We start from the raw sequence: 22,718 nt of genomic DNA, 5'->3' as shown, positions 1-22,718 counted from the left end.
GCCTTGCGTGAAGGTGCTGCCAACCCGACGGGACGAACTCGCCGGGTGCTGGTCACCGGCGGCGCGGGCTTCATCGGCTCGCACTTGGTGGAACGGCTGCTGTCGCGCGGTGATTCTGTGGTCGTGGTCGACGATCTGTCCACCGGTATCCGCACGAATCTGCCCGAATCCCATAGCCGCCTGGCCTTTAGGCATGCCGATCTCCGGGATTGGCTGCACGGGCCGGCTGGCGACTCGGGCGAGTTCGACGAGATCTACCACATGGCCGCCGCGGTGGGCGTCGAACTGGTGATTGCCGACCCGATCGGTAGCATCGAGACCAATACCGAGCAGACGAGCGCCTTGCTGCGATACGCTGCACGTGGCAAGGCTGGTGCGCCAGCCGTGCTCATTGCCAGCAGTTCTGAGGTGTATGGCAAGAGCGAGCGGGTGCCATTCCACGAGGACGACGACGTGGTGTATGGGCCCACGACCGCGACCCGCTGGTCGTACGCGTGCTCGAAGGCGCTCGACGAGTACCTCGCGCTCGCGCACCATCGCAACAGCGGGCTGGGCGTGGTTGTGGCACGGTTGTTCAACACCGTGGGCCCCCGTCAGGTTGGTCGGTACGGGATGGTGCTCCCGAGGTTCGTGAGCGCGGCTCTGTCGGGCGAGCCCCTCCGCGTCTTCGGCGACGGTGAGCAGGTCCGATGCTTCTGCGATGTTCGTGACGTGTCACGGGCGCTCGTTGATCTGGTCGGAACGGCCAAAGCCCACGGCCGCATCTACAACGTGGGCAGCGAACAGGCCATCAGCATCTTTGAGCTGGCACGCACGGTCGTGGAAGTGCTCGGATCGGCATCGGATATCGAACTGGTGCCCTACGACAAGGCCTACGGCCCTGGGTTCGAGGATCTGCGGCGTCGCGAGCCCCACCTGGCACGCTTGCGGCAGGCCATCGACTTCGAGCCCGAGCATGAACTGAATTCGACCATCCTTGCCGTGGCCGAAGCCATGGGCTCGGCGGGGGTGTCGCGATGAGCGAACTCCTGGCCATGGCGATGCATGGGATGCCACCACTCGGCGATGCTCCCATCGAGGAAGCCGTCGAAGCCGCGGATGGGTTGGCCACAACCGGGCTGGCGATCTTCCATCGCTATATCTGGGTGTTCGTGGCGGCCTTCGTGATCACGATCGTGGCGACGCCGATCGTTCGTAAGATCGCATTGAGATCTGGAATTATCGACCGCCCGAGCGATCCGCGCAAGGTCCACCGCATCCCGGTGGCGTACCTGGGTGGGCTCGCGGTGTTCCTCGGCATCATGGGCGGCACGCTGGTGAGCTACCTGGCCACGGCCTGGGGCGATCTGGGCGTGGTCTATCCCAGCGAGCACCTGGTCGATGGCGATTACCACGGCGTCGTGCCCATCAGTGTGCTGCTCGGCATGACGGTGATCGTGATCGTTGGATTGCTCGATGACGCCGTTGGCATCCGGCCCGGCCTGAAGATCAGCGGCCAGCTCGTGGCCGCGGCGGCGCTGGCCATCGAAAACGTGGGCGTGAAGGTCGCTCAAGGCGTGCTGCGCCCGGTGGGTGAAATCCTCGTGCGTCTTGATCTCGTCGCCAATAGCGACCTGATCTTCTACGTCCCCATCCCGGGGCTTGAGGTGCCGCTCGAACTCAACGTCGTGTACTGGTCCGGCGCGATCGTGATCGCGGTGTTCGTCATTGGTGCGTGCAACGCGGCCAACCTCATCGACGGGCTCGACGGCCTGCTCACCGGCACAACAACCATCACCGTCATCGGGCTGACCATCCTGGCGCTCTCGCTCATGGTTATCGACCAGGGCCCGCGCGACGCCCAGCGTCTCGTGCTGTGCCTGGCGGTGCTGGGCGCGTGCATGGGCTTCCTGCCCCACAACTTCAACCCGGCGTCGATCTTTTTGGGCGATTGCGGCTCGATGCTGCTGGGCTATTGCACCATCGTCATCATCCTGACGCTGGGAGACATGGGCCAGACCCACCTGGTGCTGGCCGGGCTCATGATGTTCGCCGTGCCGATCATCGACAGCGTGCTGGCGATCGTGCGGCGGCGGATGAGCGGCAAGAGCGTCACCGAGGCCGACGACCAGCACCTGCACCACATGCTCAAGCGGGGCCTGGGCGTGAAGGGAGCCGTGCTGGCGTTGTACGGCATCACGGCCTGCTTCACGGCCCTGGGGCTGGCCATGAGCCTCAGCCGCGCCCGCGTGGTCTACGGCCTGGCGCTTATTGTCGTGTGCTACGTGGGCGTGACGGCCATCAAGGTCAGCCGGCGGCAGTCGATCGAGAGCGAGGCCTCGTTGGCTATCGACACCGCGAAGCGGCCCAAGCGGTCGGCGTCCTGAGTCGTCCGAATTCGGGCCAGACAGGCGGCATCCGGGCGATAGAATCGCGCGATGGATAGCGATCCGCAAAGCCCAACCCCAGATCAATCGCCAGTCGTGCCCGATTCCGGACCATCCGGTCGGCCCAAGGTCTTCGCCCTGATGAACCAGAAGGGTGGGGTTGGCAAGTCGACCACGGCCGTAAATCTCGCGGCCGCACTCGCGCGGCTGGGCAAGCGGGTGCTGCTGGTCGATCTCGATCCCCAGGCCCACGCCACGCTGCACCTGGGTGTGGCGGTCGATGGCGACGACCGGCCGGCCACCGTGTACGACGCCCTGCTCGAGCCCAAGTCCGTTGGTATCACCCCCGCGGGTGAGAACCTGTGGCTGCTGCCCAGCGAGACCGACCTTGCCGGTGTCGAGACCGAACTGGCCCAGGCCGATGGGCGGCATCATCGCCTCCGGCTGGCCATCGATGCCGCCTGCGATGCTCAGCCTATCGACGTTGTGCTCGTCGATTGCCCGCCCAGCCTGGGCCTGCTCACCCTCAACGGGCTTGCGGCTGCGGACGAGGTCGTCATCCCGATGCAAGCCCACTTCCTGGCGCTCCACGGCGTGGGCAAGTTGCTGGAGACCGTGCGGCTGGTCGCCCAGCAGGTCCGTCCCCAGCTGAAAGTCGCCGGCGTGGTGCTGTGCATGTACGACCAGCAGGCCAGCCACACGCAAGAGGTCGTGGGCGACATGGAGGCGTTCTTCGCCGAGGGCCGAGAGCGTGACGTGCCCTGGAAGCGGGCCCGCGTGCTGTGGCCACCGATTCGGAGGAACATCAAGCTGGCCGAAGCCCCGAGCTTCGGTCAGTCGATCTTCGATTATGCGCCCCAGGCCGCCGGCGCTCGCGACTACGCGGCGCTGGCCAAGCACTTCGTGGCGTTGATCGATCCGGCGTCTCCCGCGATGATGCCCGCACCGGCCAAGCCACCACCCGCCGATGCCACCGATGTGGCCGATGCGGGCAAAGAAGAGCAGGCCCAGACCCCCGAGCCCGAGACCCCCGAGATCGTCACCCCGCCCAGCCAGCAGCAGCACGCGTCGTGATCGGACGCCACCGGCTGCTGCTCCGCGTCGTGTTTGTCGCGTACGCGGTGGTGCTGTTCGTGGCGACACACAAGCCCGGCGTCGACGTCAATGTGGTGCCCGGCTGGCGGCTGGACCTGCTGATCCATATGGCGGCCTTCGGGCTATGGACGTTCTTGCTCGGGCTCACGGGCTTCGCCGGCGATGCGCGGCGGCTGGGCGACCTGCTGGTGCTCATAACGGTGGGGATGGGCTATGCCGTTGCCGATGAATCCTCCCAGGCCTTGCCGATATTCGAGCGGGTGTTCGATCTGACCGACATGGTGGCGAATGCAGCCGGCGCGATCCTCGCGTCGCTCTTGGTGTTCTTTACTCTGAGAATGTTCGATCATCCAGAGGCACCCCAGCCATGAGCGGGGCTCTCTCTCGCGCGTTCCGCGTGATCTCTTCGCTCACGCTGCTTTCGCGCGTGCTGGGGCTCGTGCGCGACGTCGTGACCGCCCGGCTCTTCGGCGATACCGCCGTTGGCTCGGCCTTCGCGGCGGCCTTCGCGGTTCCCAATACATTCCGCCGCCTATTCGGCGAAGGAGCACTCGCAGCGGCGTTCGTGCCCGAGTATGCCTCCTTGGTCGAGCAAGACCCGAGGGCCGCGGACCGATTCGCGACCTTCACGGTGGCCTTGTTGGGCTTGGTGACCGCCGGGCTTGCCGTACTGGGCGAACTCGGCCTCTGGCTTGCGCTATCGATGGCCGAGCCGGGCGGGGTGCGGCATTTCTCGATCCTGCTGGTGATGATCGCGCTGCCATTCATGCCACTCATCTGCATCGCGGCGATGCTCGCGGGCGTGCTCCAGACGCACGGCCGCTTCGGCCCGCCCGCGGCCCAGCCCATCGTGCTCAACCTGTGCGTGCTCGGTGCGGCAGGTGTGCACGCGATGCGTCAGAACGCGAGCGTGGAGTCGGCGGCCATGCTGCTGTGCGCGGCCGTAGTGCTGTCGGGCGTGTTCCAGGTGGTGTGGAGTCTCTGGGCGCTGCGGTCGCACGTGAAGTGGACGCGTGTGATCGCGGGCGTTGGGCAGAGCGTTCGGAACCTGGTGCGGCGGTGGGCCGGCGCGATCATCGGGCTGGGGACGCTCCAGGCCAGCGCCCTGCTCGACGTCGTGCTCGCGATGTGGCCGATCTGGTTCGGCGCGACCATGTTCGGCTTCGCGTACCCGCTCGACAAGCAATCCAACGCGATCCTCTTTTACGCGCAGCGGCTGTACCAGTTCCCACTCGGCGTGTTTGGTGTTGCCGTGGCGACGGCGGCGTTCCCATTGCTCAGCCGGCTCGCCGGGCAGCGTGAAGGATTCCAGGCGGCGCTCGTTGATGCGCTCTCGCTCTCGGTTGCCATCGCACTGCCGGCCAGCGTTGGCTTGATGCTGGTGTCGGGCGACCTGACCCACACGCTCTTTGGGGGCGGAAGCGGCTTCAGCGAGGGCGGCGCCCAGCGGGCCGCGGTGGTCCTGATCGGCTACGCCTCGTGCGTGTGGGCCTACGCCTGCAACCAGTTGCTCACGCGGGCGTTCTACGCGATGGGCGACACACGCACCCCGGCGTTCATCTCGCTGTTCGCTCTCGGTGTCAATCTGGTGCTGAACCTCTCGCTCATCTGGCTGCTCCGCGAGGCCGGGTTGGCCTGGGCGACCGCCACCGCCGCGGGCATGCAGACGGTTATCCTTTTGGTTGTGCTGGCACGGAAGCACAGCGTGGATGTTGTTGGCAAGACGTGGCGGCGTGGGTGGAAGGTCGTGCCATCGGTCATGATCATGGCTATCGCGGTGGGCGCGGTGCTGCTGTTGTGGCCATCGCCGGATGCGTGGGCAGAACGCGCCGCGCGACTGGCGGTCTGCGTCACGGTTGGTGGGCTGGCTTATGCTTCGGCCGCGTGGGCCATGGGATATCGTGAGTTGGCACGCGTGCTACACCGCGGGGGGGCATCGGATGGCGATTGATCTGACCGGCAAGCCCATCGCCATCACCGGAGCCAGCAGCGGCATCGGCAAGGCGACCGCCCTGGCCTGCGCCCGAGCGGGCATGCCGGTCGCCCTGTGCGCACGCCGCGTGAACAAACTCGAAGACGTTGCCAGAGAAATCGAGCAAACCGCCGGCACCGCGATCGCTGTTCAAACAGACGTCACGAGCATCGACCAATGCCGGGCGTTCATCGAGAAGGCCGAGGCCGAACTCGGCCCGCTTTACGCCGTCTTCGCCAATGCCGGCTTTGGTTTCGAGCGCCCCATCCACGAGACGACCGACGACCAAATGCGCGAGATCTTCGAGGCCAACTTCTTCGGCACGCTCAACACCATCCATCCGGCCGTCGAGCGGTTCGTCGAGCGACGGGCGGGCCACGTGCTGATCTGCTCGAGCAGCATCGGTAAGATGGCCATCCCCGGCTACGGCGCGTACTGCGCCACCAAGGCCGCCCAGTGGCACGTCGGCCGGGCGATGCGGCACGAGCTCAAGTCGCTGGGCATCCACGTCTCGACCGTCCACCCCATCGGCACGCGCACGGAATTTTCCCAAGGGGTCCAGCGTCGAAGCGGCGGCAGCGACATCGTGTCGAACACGCCCAAGGCGTTCATCCAGCCGCCCGAGCGTGTAGCCCGGGCCGTCGTGGCGTGCCTCAACAAGCCCAAGACCGAGGTCTGGACGAGCCTGCCAAGCCGGCTGGGGCTGGGGGCGCTCAGCACGTTCCCGAGGCTGGCCGACGCCGCATTCGACCGCTTCGCCCGAAAGCAGGCGCCGATCAACCGCCGCGGTTGATATCTCTATACCACCCAAAATGGCCTTGCGTATTGGGTCGATTCCTGGTATCTTGGAGGGCAGCTCGGGGACTATTTCGTGAGAATACCCTGGCGCAGAAAACGCAGACGCCGATCTCGCGGCGTTCAAGGAGGTATTTCATGTACAAGCAAGTGATCAGCATCGCAGCACTCGTGGGGCTGGCCGGGACGGCCTTGGCCCAGGACGTGGCCATCGTCGCGGCGGCGGGCAGCGCTGGCGCTTCGGGCGTCGAGACGGTCCTCCAGGATAGCGGGGCGTTCGACAGTGTGACCAACATCGACCTCCAGTCGACCACGCCCACGCTGGCCGAGCTCGAGGCCTTCGACTCAGTCATCGTGTGGACCAACTTGACGCCGACTGATCCTGTTGCCTTCGGCGATAACCTCGCCGACTACGTCGACGGCGGCGGCGGTGTCGTCGTGGCCGTGTTTGCCAACAGCAGCACGACCACCGACCGCGATATTTCGGGCCGCTGGCGCGGCAACCCGGACTACGAAGTCATCGTCCCGCGCTCAGGCAACCAGTCGGGCCCCGCCTCGCTGGGTGCCATCCTCGATCCGAGCCATCCCATCATGGATGGTGTGGCCAGCTTCTTCGGTGGCACGTCGAGCTTCCGCCCGAACGTGACCGATCTGAACCCCGGTGCGACGGCGATCGCCGAGTGGGACGACGGCCGTGTGCTCGTGGCTATTGGGGCGAATCCTAATCGTGTCGATCTGGGCTTTTACCCGCCTCCCAGCACGGTCTCGGCCAGCTTCTGGGACATCGGCACCGATGGCGATCTGATGCTCGTGCAATCGCTGCTGTTCGCCGCTGGCGGTGGGTGTCGGGCCGACCTCGATGGCGATGGCTCGCTCACCATCTTCGACTTCCTCGCGTTCCAAAACCTGTTTGACTCCGGCGACCCGCTCGCGGACTTTGACGGCGATGGCGACCTGACCATCTTCGACTTCCTGGCATTCCAGAACGAGTTTGACGCCGGCTGCGAGTAAGCCGGGTTCCCCAGGCTCGTAGACCGTGAGCGAAAAACGGCCCCGCTGCGAAGCGGGGCCGTTCGTTTGTATGAACTCAGTGTCCGAAGATCAGGCGATCAGCGGGTCTGGGTGTACTGGGCCTCGAGGGCGCGGCCGATGCGGTCGCTCGCGTCCATGAGGTGGGCCTTGGTGTAGGTGTCCATCGAGCTCTTGCCCTTCTTCACCGCGCCGTCGATCTCCTGGCGGAGCTCGCGGAGCTGGAGGTTGGCCACGTTGGCCAGGGCCGCGCCCGACGCGCCGGGGAAGCCCCGGTTGGTCAGGCTGATCAGGCGATCGATGTGCTGGCCTTGCAGGCCGCGACGAAGCGAGCTGATCATGGGCTTGCGATCGCTGTAGTCGCCGCTGCCGCCCTCCTTCAGCTCCTTCCAGGCCGCGTCCTTCACGGTCTTCATGATCTCGGCCAGCGTGATGAAGTCTTCGTCACCATCGACGTGCATCTCGTTGTTGAACACGCGGTCGAGCGTGGTCGGGTTGAGCACCATCGTCATAGCCGACGACTGGATGCCGCGGATGCGGTCGTGGATGGGGAAGGCAGGCTCCTCGAACATGGAACCCATGCCGCCGCCGTCGTACCACTTGTCCACGGTCATCTTGCTGAGCAACTCGGGCGTCAAGCCGTAGGCATCGTCATAGAACGTGTTGTTGATGACGAAGTTGAGCGCCTTGCGCTGCTGGTCGGCGGGCACCGGGGTCAAGGGAGCCATATCGCCCGGGTCGCCCTTCTTGGCGCGGCTCTGGAACGTGCCGCCGATCCAGTTGGCCATCATGCTGACCGAGTTGATGTGCTGGCCCAGGGTGATGTTGTACCCGCGGCGGGCGCGGGCCCAGCTGTCGCCATCCTTGACGAAGTTGTCGAGGATCTGGCTGCGAAGCTCGCGGGCCAGACGCATCTGGTTCTCGGCGTAATCCAACGGATCAGCCGAGAGGTCGTAGCGCCGGGCCAGGGGGTCGGGGCCCCACGTGTCCTCGTCGGTTGCGTACGCCAGGTTGGGATCTTCAACCTTCTTGAGTACCTCGTCGAGGTTGCCGTCGGTGTAGCCGTACTCGATGGCCCACTTGTCGTAGGCACCAATGTCGATGACCTCGTAGTTGCCCTGGATCTCACCGGACTCCATGTTGATGTTGATGGGGTTGTAGTCCATCACGGTCGTGGAGAACGGGTGCTTGTCCTTGACTTCTTCGGAGTTGATCTCGTCCATGGTGAACACGGCCGAGCCCTTGAAGTTGTGGCGAAGGCCCAGGGTGTGGCCAACCTCGTGGGCAACCAGGTGCGCGAGCGCCGGACCGACGAACCACTCGGGCACGCCGTCGAGCATGTCGACGCCTTCCTTGGCCTCGGTCTCGAATAGCCCCAGGACCTCGCCGCTCAGGCGGGCGACGTCCATGTTCATGGCCTTGAGGTGGGCCATGTTGCAGGCACCGGTGACCTGATAGGCGGCGACGGCGTCCGAGATGGAGCCATCCTGGGCCTCACGGGCCATCATGGCCGGGTGGCCGCCGTATGGCAGCGGGCCGCGGGCCTCGCGCTGGGCGATGATGTACTCACGCTGCTCAGGAGCGGCCATCTGCACCCGAGGATCCCACTGGGGGTTCTCGTCCAGCCAGGCGAGCGTCTCGGGGCCGAAGCCCTCGATGGCCACCTGCGGCAGCAGGTCGTTGTATTGGAACCAGTACGCGCGGATCCAGCCGTCGGTCAGCACGACGTCGGCGTCGAGGATCTCGCCGGTCTTGGGGTTCACGCGGCTTGGGCCGATGGCCGTGCCGATGCCGTTGGTCAGCCAGCGGATGAAGTTGTAGCGGACGTCCTCGGGGTCCTTCTCCATGTTGGCACCCGTGGTGGCGTCCTGGTACACGACCTCGATGGCGCCGACGATGCCGACCTCCTCGAAGGCCTTGTTCCAGTACTCAACACCCTCACGCACCCAGCGGCGGTACTTCACCGGCACCTGATGGTCGATGTAGTACACGATGGCCTGCTTGGGCGGGCTCTTGCTCAGGCTCGGGTCGGCCTTCTCAAGGTTCCAGCGGTTGACGTACCGCGTCCACATCTGCGAGCCGTCCATCTCGGAGAAGTCGCGATAGCTGGTGGTGAAGAAGCCCACGCGCTCGTCGGCCTCGCGGGGCTTGTAGCCCGGGGTGCCCTTGATGTTGCTGATGGAGTAGTGGTAGATGGCAAACCGGCCGCTCGCGTCGGGAGCCTCGATGGCGATCTCGACGTTCTCGGGGAAGGCCTTGGCCGTCTTGATGGTCGCCAGTCGCGAGTTCAGGCGTGCGGCGCGGCCGCCGAAGAACGTGCCCGCGTTGTTGACCAGGAGCTGGTCAAGGTCGATCACAGGCTGGCCGTTGGGGCCCTTGGCAACGATCGGAACCTCGAGCAGCACGCGATCGGTGAAAATACGATCGATGCCCTTCTCGACACCCTTGTCGCCGCCCGCGCGGACCTCGGTCTGCGGCTGGATCAGCGCGAGGCGCTTGTCATACTTCTTCCAATAGGCGTAAAGATCGCCCGACTGCAGGCCGGCGAAGATGTCGCCCGAGCCCATCGTCATGGCAAAGAAGTGCTTCTGCCGCTCGAAGCCGCGGGGCAGCTCGGCCAGCAACTGGCCGTCCTTCTCGCGCTTCCAGATGTTAAAGAAGCTCTTGCCATCGGCGGTGGTGACCACCTGCTCGTAGCCCTCGCTCACCTTCTCGAATGCCGGCAGATCGCCTTTGTCTTGGCCGTAGGCCTGACCGGCAACGGCAAGAAGCGCAGCCGCGACACCAACGATGCCTTTTCCGCTCATCGTGTTCCTCATGATCCTTGTACTCCGTGTGTGAAGGCTTCCGCGGTGGCCGGTGCCAGGGGCGGGACGCCCCCGGGCCAGTGGCCTGCCAATCCCCTGTGGCGGCCCGAAGGCCGGCCGGGGGTTCTACGTCCGTGTTCTTGATCCTATGGGGGACGCGCCGGGGCGGCCCATCTTGCTCTCGTGAGGGCCCAATCGGGCGGTTTCTTGGTCGTAGGGCCAATGCGACAAACGTCAGCCCACAGGGCGACCGCCCAGTTGGACGGCCGAGAACCTCTCAGGTTCCTCATCGGCCATCGAGTAATCGGACTCTTGCATCGAGTCGGTTATTCCGGGCGGGCTATCCGGATGGGGCCGTTCCGCCGGACCGGCCCAGAGCACCAGGACCGCGGTCAGAGTGCCAAACACGAGGGCAGCAAGCTGGAAATCCCTATCTCTGGTCGCCAGTTCCGTCGGGTCGTCGTAGTCACCCCGCTCAAGCAAGATGATGCAACGCAGCACCGCGAATGTGGCCGGGAGCATGGTCAGCCAGAGCAGGTTCATGCCCAGGCGGGGGGAATCACCCATGCCCAGCGAGCGGCCTCCGAAGATCCACACAAATCTGGACTCGTTGTCCTGGACGTACCCGGCGTAGGTCAGCAGCATCGCCACGGCGGTCACGACCACCATCATGCGGAGGAGCTCGTCGGTGTAGACGCCCTGGACGGCTCGGGCCGCGGTGGCATCGCCGCCGAGGGTCCGGCGCTCGCCAAGCCGCTTACCGAAGGCCAGGAACATGGCCAGGAAGAGCGTGACGTTGAGCAGCCAGGTGCTCGGGGTGATGCCAACGGCCGCACAGCCGCCCAGCACGCGCAGGACGAACCCTAAGGCGAGGCTCAGGACGTCGAGCACGGGCACGCCCTTGAGCTTGAGGCTATAGGTAGTGACGTTGAGGATGTACAGCGCCAGCAACCCGCCAAGGGCCAGGGCGTTGGTCGATCCCAGGATGGGGCCCAATGCCGCAACACAGGCCGCGGCGGCTATCCAGAGAGAGATCGCGTAGAGGCGGGCGGTGCTCGCGGTGATGCGGCCCGAGGCGATGGGGCGGCGCCGCTTGCGGGGGTGCAGGCGGTCGGCTTCGGTATCGCGGAGGTCGTTGACCACGTAACAACCACTCGAGGCCAGGGCGAAGGCGGCCATGGCGAGCACGACGCCCCAGATTTCGTCGATGGCGGTCGCACCGCCGAAGAACGGGCCGACCGCGACGAACACCGACTTGGCCCATTGCTTGGGCCGCGCCAAACGGAGCAATGCTGTCCATAGCGGCTCACGCCGGACGCCAGCCGTGCCGATGCTATCGGAACTGGTATTGGCGTGGTCGGGGGCTTCGGTCATGTTTTCTCACGCGGGCTCATCGGCGGCCTTGTGGGACCAGATCGGCCTCGGGCGGCCCCTAGCGTAACAATCGGGCTTTGGGGCCGGTAAGTCCAACCCCCAAGCCGTTCTGCGTGGCCTGGACTCGGAGAGTTCGCATCACCGAAACCGAGCCCAATCCCGAGCACATCACTGGTGCATTTCAGGCCCGCCATTTTTGGATGGCGATGGTGCTGCCGGTGTTGTATGGGCTCCTGCTCTCGCCCATCGCCGCACTGAATGTCCGCTACGCCGGTGGTCGGGCAACCTTCGATCAGGTGTTGTTCCACGAGCACACCATCGACGCGATGGTGCCAACGTGGCCGGTCTTTCACCTGACGTATCCCGATCACTTCATCGCCATGACGCCCGGCTTCCATTGGGTGCTTGCGGGGGTGGTCCGGCTGACCGGAATGGGCGATCCGGGACTCAGGCTCGTTGCGTTGGCTTTGAGTGTCGCGATCTTCGCGGGCCTCGGGTTCTTGCTGGGCAGGCGGTGCGGGGCGGTGCTCGGCTCGGTGCTGGTCGCGCCGATCATGGCCTCGGTCTACGTCACCAACTCGAGTGCCTGGATGCTGGCCGACAATGCGGGGTGGATGTGGGTGTACTTGCTCGCGCTTGCCGCGTTGCTGTGCCCACCCAGGGGCATGTGGGCGATTGTCTTGGGTGCGGGCTTGTTGCTCGCGGTATGGACCAGGCAGAACCTGCTGTACCTTGCTGCCCCACTCTGGGTGGCGGCCTGGTTGAGAGAAGTACCCAGCGACCCGGCGTGCGGCAAGCCGTGGGTGGGGGTATCAGGGCGCACCAGGAACCTCGCACCAATGGCACTCGCCACGCTCCCGGCCATCGCGTCGTTGGTGTACCTGTACCGTGTGTGGGGTGGTTTGGTGCCCCCCGAGTTCCAGGGCCAGTACGATGGCGCCAATCCCTCGAATCTCGCATTGCAACTCGTGATGCTTGGCGGGCTGTCGGTGTTCTTTCTGCCCGCAATGCTGGGTGTCGGTGAGGAAGGCTGGCGTGGCCGATGCAAGGGCACGCTCCGTCGCGCGATGCCTTGGATGATCGCGAGTGGCGTAGTTGCGGCTCTTGTTGTCGCACTGGTGCCCACGACGCCCGCCCCCAAGGCCGGCCGGGCGGGCCTGGTGTGGAGCGCGGCCGACAAGCTCAACGTGCTCGGGCCGATTGGCGAGTGCAACCCGCTGATCGTGGTCGTGGCGGCCGTGGGTGCGGGCTTGCTCGTCGTGATCCTCGCGTGCGTTCGGGCGCGGGAGCGTTGGATACTTGGGAGCTTGTTCGCTGGATTCGGCATCGCACAAGGGGCGAGCTCTGAGGTCTGGCAGCGGTACCACGAGCCGTTCGCGTTGCTCTTTCTGGCGATAGCAACAACGGTCGCCGTGAGTAGCCGTGGGGCGACCCCGAGGCGCACATCCAAGGCCCAACTCGTTCCAATCGTGGTGCTCGCAGTCGGCATGGCTGCCACCACGGCCGCGGTGCTCTGGCAGCGTGAGATCAGCCATTGGCGGCAGGGGAAGAACCAGACGCCAGTCAGTTCGCTGCTGCCCGAACCGCCGGCGGAGTCCCCGGCGACGCTTGATCCGACTTTGCCCGAGTGATGATCAACTCCTGAGCGCGGTGCGTGCCGACGCCCAGGTCGAGCATGCGGTAGGCGGTCGCGCGCCATCCATCGGGGCGGACGAAGGCCTGATCGAGCCCGAGGAAGGGGATGGTCTTGCGGTCGCGTTTGCCGTCGAACACGAAGCGAGGCCAGCCGTAATCCGGACCGATGCCGGCTTGGGTGTGAGCGCTGACCATGCCCGGAAGCAGAGCCGAGATGGCGTTCGACCCCCGGCCGGTGTTGAAGTCTCCGATGACAACGTCGGCGTCGGGGAAGCCGGTGTGGCGTTCCCGTTGCAGGGGGCCGGCCGCGGTGGGCGTGAAGGTCCAATGCGTGGATTTGGCGATCGCGTCCAGAGAGGGCTCGACGTACGCCATGCGCCCACGCTTGGGGTCGCTCGGCCAGTCGAAACCCCAGATCACGATCGGGCCCGAATCAAGATCGACCTGCGCGAACATCGCGGTGCCATGGTCGAGCAGGCCCGGCTCGGGCGTCTTGGCATCGAGGCCCAGCGAGGCCCAGCCCGAGGCGGAGATGGGCTCTCCACTGATGAAGACGAACCGCCCGCCACGGCGCACGTGATCGCGCGTGTCCGATGGGGCGATAGCCTCGGGCGCGAGCATCCGCACGATGTCGGACCAGTCCAGCCTGAGCGGTGGGTTGGCCAGCACGACCACAGCCGGCGAACCGCGGCGGATCGCGAAGGGGTCGGACTCTCGCAGGAAGGCGTGCAGCGCCTCGTCGGTGGCCTCGGTCGCGTTCCAGTGGTACACCCGCAGGGTGGTGGGGCCCGGCGTGCGGAACAGGGCGTTCTGCAGGTGCCAGTGTGCCAACGCGACGTGCAGCAAGGCCATGGCGGCAACGACGAGCGGGCCCAGCCGCGCCCACCAACAGCCCCTGCCCGGTGGTTCCAGCAGCGTGATGGTGATCGCGAGCAGCCAGATGGCCAGCAGCCAGGCCTCGGGGGGCGTCCAGAACAGCCATTGGCTCCAATAGTGGTGGTCGGTGAAGATCCGGCCCGCCAGGAATGCCAGGACGAGGGCGAACAAGGCCAGACGGAACCCCCATGCCAGGGCCACACGGCACCGGCGACGCCAGCGCCGTGGCCCCGATTGAGCCTGTGGCTTGGATGGTGGTGGGGGTTCGGTCATGGGCGCTGGCGAGGAAATTCTGTGCTCAGGCCATCGGCCTTGCGAGCGCTCGGGCTGCACAGGCCGATAGGGTTTCTGATGGTGCGAGGTGTGCTGGCTCTGGTCATGGTTGGATGGTGTCTGCTGCTGGGTTGCGGCGAGTCGCCCACGCCGGCGGCCGGTGCCCCGGTGCCGGTTGGTACAACGCCCGGGGCCCGGGGATCGATCGATGCGGATCTCGTCGAGGCTATTGCCCAGGCGAGCTACCAGACCAGCCCGCCGGGCCACCCGACGCTGGAGTGGGCGGAGCTGGCGCCGAAGATCGAGGCCGCCCGGCACCAGATCGGCGAATTGCCCGGGGTCGTCAAGCCCGCAGCCGCCGCCGATCCGTTGGCCGAGCGGGTGACTTCAGCCCAGATCCGCGCGTTGGCAGGGGCGCGGGGACGCGCGATGGTCCTGCGTGCCGAGTCCGCCAGGTTGCTGGCCGCCGGGTATCCCAATGCAGCGGCGTCCGAACTGGAGAACCTGCTGGAATTGGCACAGGAGCTGTCGGCGTGGGGCCTGCCCTCGGCGGCGGAGGCCTCGGCCCAGATGATCGAGCGTGCGCTCGACGCGATGGATCAACCCGACGCCGCCCCAATGACGATCGCGCTGGCGACCGCGAGCAAGACCGGGCTCCGCGAAGCATTCGAGGGATTGGATACCAACGACCCGGCCGGCCGGATGCGTGCGATGACCGAAACTACCGCGGCGCGTGTCGAAGCGTTGCGATCGCGGTTGCGCGGTGCGGATGGTCCATCCGCGGTCCGGGCCGTGGCCGGGCGGTACGTTCCCGGTGCGGCGCTCGGGACAGCCGAGGGCATCGACCGCGTGACACGGGAGGCCTTCGCGTTCTCGCGTGCCCTGGCCGATGGATGGGAGAAGCCGTCGCGTTCGGCCATCACGCTGCGATTGCGCCAGCGGCAGGCCGAGGACTCGACGGGCGTACTCAAGGTGTTGCTTGGCGAGGCTCCCGACTCGTGCGATGATGATGCGCGGCTGCGGGAGCGGATTGCTGGGGCGATCGAGGGCCTGCGATGAGGTGGGCCGTTGTCTTGGTATTGGTTGTCGTAGTCGCCGGCGCGATGGGCAAGCGTCAAGATGTCTCGGCACAGCACGAGGACGTGTTTGCCTATGTTCGCCCGCTCGGGATCGATTTCGTAGGGCGGGTCGAAATGGAGCGGAGCGTGGCCCGCGTGGCTGGTGACGAGGGTGATGCCGAGCGGTGGGCGGTGACGCTCGCGCTCCTGCTGGAGATCTCGCGCGGTGCGGGTGAGCCGCCGAGCCGGGCGGTGGTCCTCGATGCGGTGCTGGAAGAACTGGTGCGGGCCAGAGCGAGGGGGCTGATCGAGGGTGTGCCGCCCGACCGGAAGCGGTCGTTGCACGCCGCGCTGGCGGGATTCGATGCGGACGATCCGGTAGGCATGCGTCGGTACACACGCCAACTGGCACAGCGCCGGCTCGATGTGATCACCACGGAGGTGCTGGGCACCGATGACCCCAACGCGGCGCTCGATGGGTTGCTGGCCGCCCATGGCTGGCGTGCGACCGGCCATGATGGCCCGCTCGGCCGCCAGCGCGTTCGGGACCGCGCCGACTACAGGGCGATCGATCGGCACGACGTGGCCGGGCTTCAAGGCATGGCCCGGCGACACATGCTCTTGCCACCCACCGAAGGGCTGGCGGGCGTGCCCCATGAAGAACTCGACCGCAAGTGGCAGCGGGCCCGCAACCTGTCGGGGCACATCGATCGGCGCTGGACCCACCAGGACGGGCCGCGGATCCATGATTTTGTACTCGACCTTGCACTGAAAGACAACACCGGGATCGTGCGGTTGGTTCACGCCGACACGCAGCTGCTGGCCCAGGCCGACCGGCTGCGGCGCTGGCGCTTGCGCGAGGCGGTCTGGAGGCTTGGCGGTGGATGAGCGCCCCGCGACGGCGCACGTCAGCCTCTGGGCATTGATCGGCGCGATGGCCTTCGGGCTCTTCGCGCTCGCGCCGCTGGTCCTCTGGGGCTTGTTCTTCCCGCCCGTTCTGGTCCTGGCCCCCGTCGCCGCGGCCGGCGTGTTGTTCGCGATGGTGCGCGCGGCCAAGCGGGACAAGGGCATCGCGGCCACACGCATCGGCGTTCGGGGGCGGCGGTTCTCGGAGCTGGTGCGGCCGACCGGTCTGGCCTGCCCGCGTTGCTCATACGACCTGGCCGGTGCCGACGGCGACCGCTGCCCCGAGTGCGGCGAGGATCTCGAACTGATCGTTCGCACCCAGGTCCACTACGAGTTTACCGAGTCAAACGTCGGGCCGGGCATCAGCGAGCGGGATATGCGCGGCCTCACCGCGCCGACGGCGAAAGTACTCGGCTACGGCATCATGCTGCCCGCCTTGGTGGCACCGGCCGCGATCATCGCATTCAAGGCTACGAAAACGAATTCCCCGGCCCTCTTTTCGGTCGCCGGCTTGCTCTACGTGGCCTACTCGGCCTGGCGCTGGTGGCGACGCCGGTTCGAGGACGATCTGCCCCGGCAACGGAGTGACGCGGTGCTCGGGCTGGGATTGGTCGCCTTCCTGGTAGTCATGTTCTCGCTGACCGATCTGGCGTATTGACGCCTACTCGGTCACGCCCAGGTCGGCCTTGGTGAAGATCGCGTGGAACGGCACGCCCGTGGCCTCGATGGCCTCGCGGGCGCCCTCTTGCCGGTCGATCGTGGTGATGACGCCCGCGACCGTCGCCCCGGCCTCGCGCAGGGTGTTCACGGCTTCCACCGACTGGCCGCCGCTGGTGGTAACGTCCTCGAAGAACACGACCGCATCACCGGGATTCAGTTCGCCTTCGAGCTGCTTGGCGGTGCCGTAGTCCTTCTTGGCGTTGCGAATGAAGATCGAGGGCAGGCCGAGTCGCAGGGCGCAGGCCGTCACCAGCGGGATGCCGCCAAGCTCGGCTCCTGCCAGACGCTGGGCCTTGCCGGCGTGGGGTTCGAGGAGCACTTTGGCTCGCTCGGCCAGCAGGTCGGCCACGGGTCCGAGAAGTTCTGGCCTCGTGCTGAATTTGTACTTGTCGAGGTAGTACGAGCTCGTCCGACCCGACCGCAGCGTGAACGTGCCGCGGAGCAGGCAGGCTTCGGCCACGCGGGCGGCTAGGTCGTTCGAGGCCTGGGCGGGGGTCGGACGGGCTGGGGCGTGTGGCGACTCCATGTGGGCACGATAGGGGAACAGTCCGCTTGACCGCCGGGAGGGTTGAGCCGACGTAATGGCTGGTACACGTTTGGCTATTTACCAAGACCGGCCGGTTGGTCGGGGCGGTAGGGGTGGCAATGATGTGGAGCCGGCAGGCCGGGCACTCTCGGCAACCCACCGGAAGCTCCAGGGGCAGAGTTCCCGCCAGCCGGGCAGCGAGAGACTGATTGAGGAGACATCGGGGATGAAGAATCGGGAGAATGCTAAAGATGGTTTGAGGCTCCGGATGTTCGTGGGGGCGCTCGCTGGCGCGGCGTTGGCTGTGGGATCGCCGGCCGCACTCGGCCAGAACTCACCCGGTAACCAGCCTGCTCAGGAGAGCGATCCGTTCGCGCCCGCGCCTCCCAAGGCTCGTGAACTGCCGAGCATCCTTGAACGCAACGCCGAGGGCGAGGTGATCTGGATCGAGGGCGATCCGGCTCGTAAGGCCATCATGGTTATGGACCTACCGGCCGCCCAGCGTCGCGTGCTCGAACGCATCATGGCCGAGCGCGACGACCAGTTGCTCAGGGCCGCGGTGCCGAACACGGACAAGATCGTGAGATCGCTTGAGGCCTGGCGGAACGGCGAGGAGGTCGAGTACGACGCTTTCGGTCGCCACGTGATGGCTTCGCTGGGTGACTTCGGGCGGCGTGGTGCGTTCGTCGTTGATGCCGAGGTTCGCAAGAACGTCACGCGTGGTATCTACACAGATCTGAATGACGTGGTCCGCCAATACAACCTGGCACGGGTCACCGAAGAGCGTGAAGTCTTGCTGGCCGAAGCGGAGGGGACCGAGGTCTCCGAGGTCATGCTTCGTGATTCCACCATCTTGCAGCGATTCCAGCAACGCGACGTGATCGCCGATGCGGCCCGCATGCTCAAGAAGCGTTATGGCGGCGACGAGGCGCTCATCCAGGCCCACCCGGAACTCGCCGACACCGTCAAGAGCGACGGCTACTGGGCGGCGATGTCCGAGCTCACCGATGCGCAGCTTTCCGCCTTCGTGTTCGACCACACCCAGCTCGAAGTGCGTTTCCCCAGCCCCGAAGGCGAGGAAGCACTCACCGCCCTGGCTCGGCAGGAGCAGGAAGAGACCCAGGAGGCGGGGCCGCAGGCGAATAATGGCAATGCCGGCAATGGCAACGCGGGACCGCGGAAGCAACAGATCACCGCGCAGGGCGACGTGCAGGCCGATGCCGAGGGCAAGTTTAACTACACCGATGAGGACCTCGAAAACCTCCGCGTTCCCAAGGGGGAAGGTCCCGGCATCATGCGGCGCGGCGACGATGGCGAGGCGATCCGGCTCCAGGGTGCCAGCTATGCCGAGGCCTACGAACTGATGCTGGCCGAAGGCATGCTCTCGGAGGACGATGTCAAGGAACTCGAGGTCCTGATTGAGGACCGCGCTCGCGTGTTTGATGAGCAGGCGCTGCGGCTGTACGAGTTATTGGTTGAAGCTGCCAAGCATGGTCCGGTCGAAGAGGGCCCGCTTGCCCAGGCGGTCCTCAACGCGGAGTGGTCGTATTCGAGCCTGATGTACGGCGCCTGGCTGAACGAGAAGCTGCCCGCGCCATCCACGTTCCATAACGATGTTCGGATCCGCGAGGCGATGGAATGGGACTCGCTGGTCGAGATGGCGCGCATCGCCAACGAGTACGACGCCGCCCACATCTTCGATGCCCGCATTGAACTGCTCAAGATGGTGCGTGATGACGAGACCATGAACGACCCAGATGTCGCGCTGCCGGGCAACATCAAGCGCCCATGGCGGCTCCAGCAGATCATCCGCGACGCGAAGGCCAGCTACGCCCGCCAGCTGCGGGTGACCGATCCCGACTTCCGTGGCGCGCTGGCCGAACTCGACCTCGAGGATGAGGCGGCCGAGGCGATCAAGGACGTGGTGGCCGCCGATGGCCCGATGACCGCGGCCGAGTTCTGGGAGGTGGCCGTCAAGCTGCCCCTCGAGGCCCATCGCGAGCTCATCGAGAAGCGGACTGGCTACGAGGCCCCCGAGCCGGGGTACTTCGAGGACAAGACGCCCGTTCCGACGACCGGGGCTCCGCCGGAGGGCTGAATCACACCGACGCGACCGGCGCTAAGAATGTCCGGCGCAGGTTTCGCTGGGGACACGTCTCGCTGGGGACATGTTGGAGTCATCTCGCTCGGCGAGAAGGGGAGTTCGATGAAGCGGAGTATCTTGAGTTTGTCGGTCGGGATGTTGGTGCTGGGTGTGGGCATGCCGGCGTTTGGCCAATTGGCGCCGCCCCCGGGGGGGCAGCAAGCCCAGCAGCCCGCGTTTGAGAAGATTTATACCGTTGACGACGACGGTGCGCCGATTGCGCCGGACACGTGGCTCGATATCGCCGCCCTGACGGCGAACCCCACGCTCTCGGTCGACCAGCGCGAGAGCATCGAAGAAGGCGTCCGCGCGTGGCTGGCCGACATCCAGAATCTGGTGATCGAGAACCCCGATCTGGCGCTCGAGGCCGCCAAGGGTCTGTTCGAGACCATCGACATCGAGGAGCGCGCCGGCTTGGCGTACGCCTCGGAGGTCATGAAGGCGCTGGGCTCGACGACCAAGCTGTCGTCGTACCTGACCACCGAGGGCGTGCTGACTAACGAGCAGGGCGAGACGAACCGCCAGATCGTTCAGGACTACGCCCGGGCTCGTAGCGAGCACGTCGCGCAGGGCATCATGGCCGAGGCCGCCGAGGACCAGCAGCGCCAGATGCAACTGCTCATGGCCCGTACGACCATGACCAGCCTGACCGATGACGCCCTGCGGATGTTCCGTTCGGTGGCCGTCCGCGGCGCGCCCAACGCCCGGGCAGCGGTCGAAGCGGCCGGCCTGGACGCTTCGGCCTATTCCAGCGAATTGGCAGCCGTCCAGCAGGCCAGTAGCGATGAGGCGAGGATTGACGCCATGATCGCACTCATGGACTCGATGGAGGATATGGACCTTTTCAAGTTCTCCAAGGCCCTGGGCGAGAAGCTGCCGCCGATCAAGCTGCCCGAGATGGCAAGGGTCGGCACCGCCAAGGCGCCAGAGCCCGACGATGGCTGAGAGCGGATGAGAGCCGGCGCGGCGCGAGCCATACACTTGCGCCATGCCGACCTTCTACGTCACCACGCCCATCTACTACGTCAACGACCGTCCGCACATCGGCCACTGCTACACCACGCTGCTGGCCGATGTCGTGGCGCGCTTCCATCGCCTTGATGGCGACGACGTGCTCATGCTCACCGGCACCGACGAGCACGCCGAGAAGGTGATCGATCGTGCCAAGGAAGCCGGTGTGGACGTCCAGGAATGGGCCGATCGCAATGCCCAGGCCTTCCGAGATGCGTTCGAGTTCATGGAACTCTCGCAGGACGATTTCGTCCGAACGAGCGAGGACCGGCACAAGACGCGGGCCAGCGCGTACATCCAGAAGCTGGTCGACAGCGGCGACATCTACCTGGGAGATTACGTCGGTTGGTACGACCCGGGGCAGGAGGAGTATGTCACCGAGTCGGTCGCCAAGGCCCACGACTACAAGGGCCCGGTGAGTGGCAAGCCGCTCGAGAAACGCACTGAGCAGAACTACTTCTTCAAGCTCTCGGCCTATGAAGATCGGCTGAGCGAATACCTGGACGCCCACCCGAGGTTCGTCCAGCCCGAGGCCCGCCGCAACGAGGTACTGGGCCGAATGAGGCAGGGGCTTCAAGACGTTCCGGTGAGCCGGGCGGTGAAGGACGACGGCGCCGAGGATTGGGGCATCCGCATGCCCAACGACCCCGGCCACCGCGTGTACGTGTGGATCGAGGCGCTGTGCAACTACCTGACCGTGGTCGACACGCCCGAGCGGCGGCACTACTGGCCCGCGTCGATGCACCTGCTGGCCAAGGACATCCTGTGGTTCCACGCGGTGGTGTGGCCGGCAATGCTGATGGCCATGGACGAGCCGCTGCCTGGCTGCGTGTACGCCCACGCGTACTTCGTGGCCGAAGGTCGCAAGATGTCCAAGAGCATGGGCAACTTCATCGAAATCGACCAGCTCCGCGCGTACGGCGATCGCTACTCGGTCGACGCGGTGCGGTGGTATCTGGCCACGCAGGGTCCGCTCGGCGCAACCGACGCCGACTTCGCGCACGCGAACTTCGTGGACATCTACAACGCCGAACTGGCCAACGGCCTGGGCAACTGCGCCAGCCGCGTGGTGAACATGATCCATAAGTACTTCGGCGGAAAGGTGCCCGACGCTCGCGACGCCACGGTCCACGCGGGCATCGATTGGCCAACCTTGACCACGGGCCACGTGCAGACCGCACGCGACTACTTCGGATTGGTCGATCTCCACGGCGCGGGGCATCAGGGCTTGGCGATCGTGACGGCCATCGACGGGTATATCAACAACACCGAGCCGTTCCGCCTGGCCAAAAAGGTCGGCGGGCCCGACGATCCGCAGTATGCCGATCTCGCGCTCATCTTGTACAATTGCGCCGAGGCGTTACGGATCGCTGCGGTGCTCATGCTGCCATTCATGCCCCAAAAGGCCAAGGCCGTGCTCGACATGCTCGGGGCGGGCACCCCGGGCAATGGCGAACTGGATGCCCATTCGGCGTGGCGTGGCGAGCACGGGCTCAAGCCCGGTACGCCCGTCATCAAGGGCCAGGGGTTGTTCATGCGGGCCGATACCGAAGAGGCCGCCCCCCAGGCTTGAGGAACGAGGTTCGCGTGCGCAAAGGCCCCCCATTCCGATTCCGATCGGCCATGCACGCCGTGGCGGCACGGGATTATCTGGTGCAGAACGGCGTACCCGCGCAGGTAGTGGGGGGCAACACCGACGCGTCCGTATTTTCGTTTCGCAACAGCGGTACGTACGAGGTCGTGCTGGCGACCGATGCCGATGCCAAATTGGCGTCCTACTTGCTCGAGCAATGGGGGAAAGACCCGGTCGAACTCGATGGCGAACTCGACGATCAGGCGTTGCCCGACCTCAGCGTCCTCGCCCCTGCGATGGCCCCATCGTGTCCGAATTGCTCAACAACCCTCCCACTGGACGCCTCGCTGGAGGCGTGCCCGAGTTGTAGCGAGCCGGTCGATGTTGCGGGTCTCATCGTCGGCGAGCACGGCCCCGAGGCGCTCGACGTGTGCTATGAAGCCTCACCGTCTTCCGATGAGCTGATGAGCATGGGCGCGCCCGAGAAATTATGCACGGCGTGCGGCGGACCCATCGGAGAACGCGGCGCATGCGGATGGTGCGGGCGGCGGCGATAGCC

Annotated in this window: 19 protein-coding genes; 15 read left to right on the top strand and 4 right to left on the bottom strand. The window is 66.0% G+C overall.

Going from position 1 to position 22,718, the window contains the following annotated elements; genetic code table 11:
* The first annotated feature begins 3 nt into the window (after positions 1–3).
* The 7 genes from NCW75_07735 to NCW75_07705 all read left to right on the top strand — a co-directional run bounded on the left by NCW75_07735 (position 4) and on the right by NCW75_07705 (position 7,239).
* Positions 4–1,020 carry an NAD-dependent epimerase/dehydratase family protein gene (locus tag NCW75_07735; GenBank protein ID UYV14172.1) on the top strand — a complete coding sequence of 339 codons (1,017 nt, stop codon included), beginning with the start codon at positions 4–6 and terminating at the stop codon, positions 1,018–1,020.
* The gene (locus NCW75_07730) at positions 1,017–2,366 is read left to right on the top strand and encodes an undecaprenyl/decaprenyl-phosphate alpha-N-acetylglucosaminyl 1-phosphate transferase (GenBank protein UYV14171.1); all 1,350 of its coding nucleotides are present in this window, start codon (positions 1,017–1,019) and stop codon (positions 2,364–2,366) included. Before NCW75_07735 ends, NCW75_07730 begins: the two co-directional genes overlap by 4 nt.
* A 141-nt stretch (positions 2,367–2,507) precedes the next feature.
* Positions 2,508–3,440 (top strand): AAA family ATPase, encoded by a 933-nt coding sequence (locus NCW75_07725; protein ID UYV14184.1) that lies wholly within the window; start codon positions 2,508–2,510, stop codon positions 3,438–3,440.
* Positions 3,437–3,832 carry a VanZ family protein gene (locus tag NCW75_07720; GenBank protein UYV14170.1) on the top strand — a complete coding sequence of 132 codons (396 nt, stop codon included), beginning with the start codon at positions 3,437–3,439 and terminating at the stop codon, positions 3,830–3,832. Before NCW75_07725 ends, NCW75_07720 begins: the two co-directional genes overlap by 4 nt.
* Positions 3,829–5,412, top strand: coding sequence for a murein biosynthesis integral membrane protein MurJ (gene murJ / locus NCW75_07715; protein UYV14169.1), 1,584 nt, complete (start codon positions 3,829–3,831; stop codon positions 5,410–5,412). Before NCW75_07720 ends, murJ begins: the two co-directional genes overlap by 4 nt.
* On the top strand, positions 5,402–6,226 hold the full coding sequence (locus NCW75_07710; protein UYV14168.1) for an SDR family NAD(P)-dependent oxidoreductase: 825 nt from the start codon (positions 5,402–5,404) through the stop codon (positions 6,224–6,226). Before murJ ends, NCW75_07710 begins: the two co-directional genes overlap by 11 nt.
* A 140-nt stretch (positions 6,227–6,366) precedes the next feature.
* On the top strand, positions 6,367–7,239 hold the full coding sequence (locus NCW75_07705; GenBank protein UYV14167.1) for a hypothetical protein: 873 nt from the start codon (positions 6,367–6,369) through the stop codon (positions 7,237–7,239).
* A gap of 98 nt (positions 7,240–7,337) precedes the next feature.
* Here NCW75_07705 and NCW75_07700 read toward each other — a convergent pair whose 3' ends face one another.
* Positions 7,338–10,076, bottom strand: coding sequence for a zinc-dependent metalloprotease (locus tag NCW75_07700; GenBank protein ID UYV14166.1), 2,739 nt, complete (start codon positions 10,074–10,076; stop codon positions 7,338–7,340).
* A gap of 222 nt (positions 10,077–10,298) precedes the next feature.
* A complete protein-coding gene (locus tag NCW75_07695) occupies positions 10,299–11,438 on the bottom strand; it encodes a UbiA family prenyltransferase (protein UYV14165.1) in 1,140 nt (379 codons plus the stop codon).
* A gap of 113 nt (positions 11,439–11,551) precedes the next feature.
* Between NCW75_07695 and NCW75_07690 the strand changes: the two genes are divergently transcribed.
* Positions 11,552–13,069 (top strand): hypothetical protein, encoded by a 1,518-nt coding sequence (locus NCW75_07690; GenBank protein UYV14164.1) that lies wholly within the window; start codon positions 11,552–11,554, stop codon positions 13,067–13,069.
* On the opposite strand, the gene NCW75_07685 is transcribed toward NCW75_07690, so the two are convergent.
* Positions 13,002–14,120: a hypothetical protein gene (locus NCW75_07685; protein ID UYV14163.1), complete on the bottom strand. Its 1,119-nt coding sequence runs from the start codon at positions 14,118–14,120 to the stop codon at positions 13,002–13,004. The genes NCW75_07690 and NCW75_07685 overlap by 68 nt on opposite strands.
* 180 nt (positions 14,121–14,300) lie before the next feature.
* On the opposite strand from NCW75_07685, the gene NCW75_07680 reads away from it, so the two are divergent.
* From NCW75_07680 to NCW75_07670, 3 genes are read left to right on the top strand one after another with little or no spacing between them, the layout of a single operon-like run.
* Positions 14,301–15,281 carry a hypothetical protein gene (locus tag NCW75_07680; protein UYV14162.1) on the top strand — a complete coding sequence of 327 codons (981 nt, stop codon included), beginning with the start codon at positions 14,301–14,303 and terminating at the stop codon, positions 15,279–15,281.
* Entirely contained in the window at positions 15,278–16,168 is an 891-nt protein-coding gene (locus NCW75_07675; protein UYV14161.1) for a hypothetical protein, read from the top strand. The genes NCW75_07680 and NCW75_07675 overlap by 4 nt, the downstream gene beginning before the upstream one ends.
* Entirely contained in the window at positions 16,161–16,844 is a 684-nt protein-coding gene (locus tag NCW75_07670; protein UYV14160.1) for a hypothetical protein, read from the top strand. Before NCW75_07675 ends, NCW75_07670 begins: the two co-directional genes overlap by 8 nt.
* A 3-nt stretch (positions 16,845–16,847) precedes the next feature.
* Here NCW75_07670 and pyrE read toward each other — a convergent pair whose 3' ends face one another.
* Complete coding sequence (pyrE, locus tag NCW75_07665; GenBank protein ID UYV14159.1) at positions 16,848–17,432, bottom strand: orotate phosphoribosyltransferase; 585 nt, start codon at positions 17,430–17,432, stop codon at positions 16,848–16,850.
* 226 nt (positions 17,433–17,658) lie between these two features.
* Between pyrE and NCW75_07660 the strand changes: the two genes are divergently transcribed.
* From NCW75_07660 to NCW75_07645, 4 genes are all read left to right on the top strand, one after another.
* Complete coding sequence (locus NCW75_07660; protein ID UYV14158.1) at positions 17,659–19,530, top strand: hypothetical protein; 1,872 nt, start codon at positions 17,659–17,661, stop codon at positions 19,528–19,530.
* Between the two features lie 108 nt (positions 19,531–19,638).
* On the top strand, positions 19,639–20,520 hold the full coding sequence (locus tag NCW75_07655) for a hypothetical protein (protein UYV14157.1): 882 nt from the start codon (positions 19,639–19,641) through the stop codon (positions 20,518–20,520).
* A gap of 43 nt (positions 20,521–20,563) precedes the next feature.
* Complete coding sequence (metG, locus tag NCW75_07650; protein UYV14156.1) at positions 20,564–22,159, top strand: methionine--tRNA ligase; 1,596 nt, start codon at positions 20,564–20,566, stop codon at positions 22,157–22,159.
* Between the two features lie 14 nt (positions 22,160–22,173).
* Positions 22,174–22,716 (top strand): hypothetical protein, encoded by a 543-nt coding sequence (locus NCW75_07645; GenBank protein ID UYV14155.1) that lies wholly within the window; start codon positions 22,174–22,176, stop codon positions 22,714–22,716.
* The last annotated feature ends 2 nt before the right edge of the window (positions 22,717–22,718 follow it).

The sequence above is a fragment of the Phycisphaera sp. genome (genome assembly GCA_025916675.1).
GTDB lineage: Bacteria > Planctomycetota > Phycisphaerae > Phycisphaerales > UBA1924 > JAHCJI01.
The sequence above is the reverse complement of the archived record's forward strand: the minus strand, read 5'-3'. Positions and strand labels throughout refer to the sequence as shown.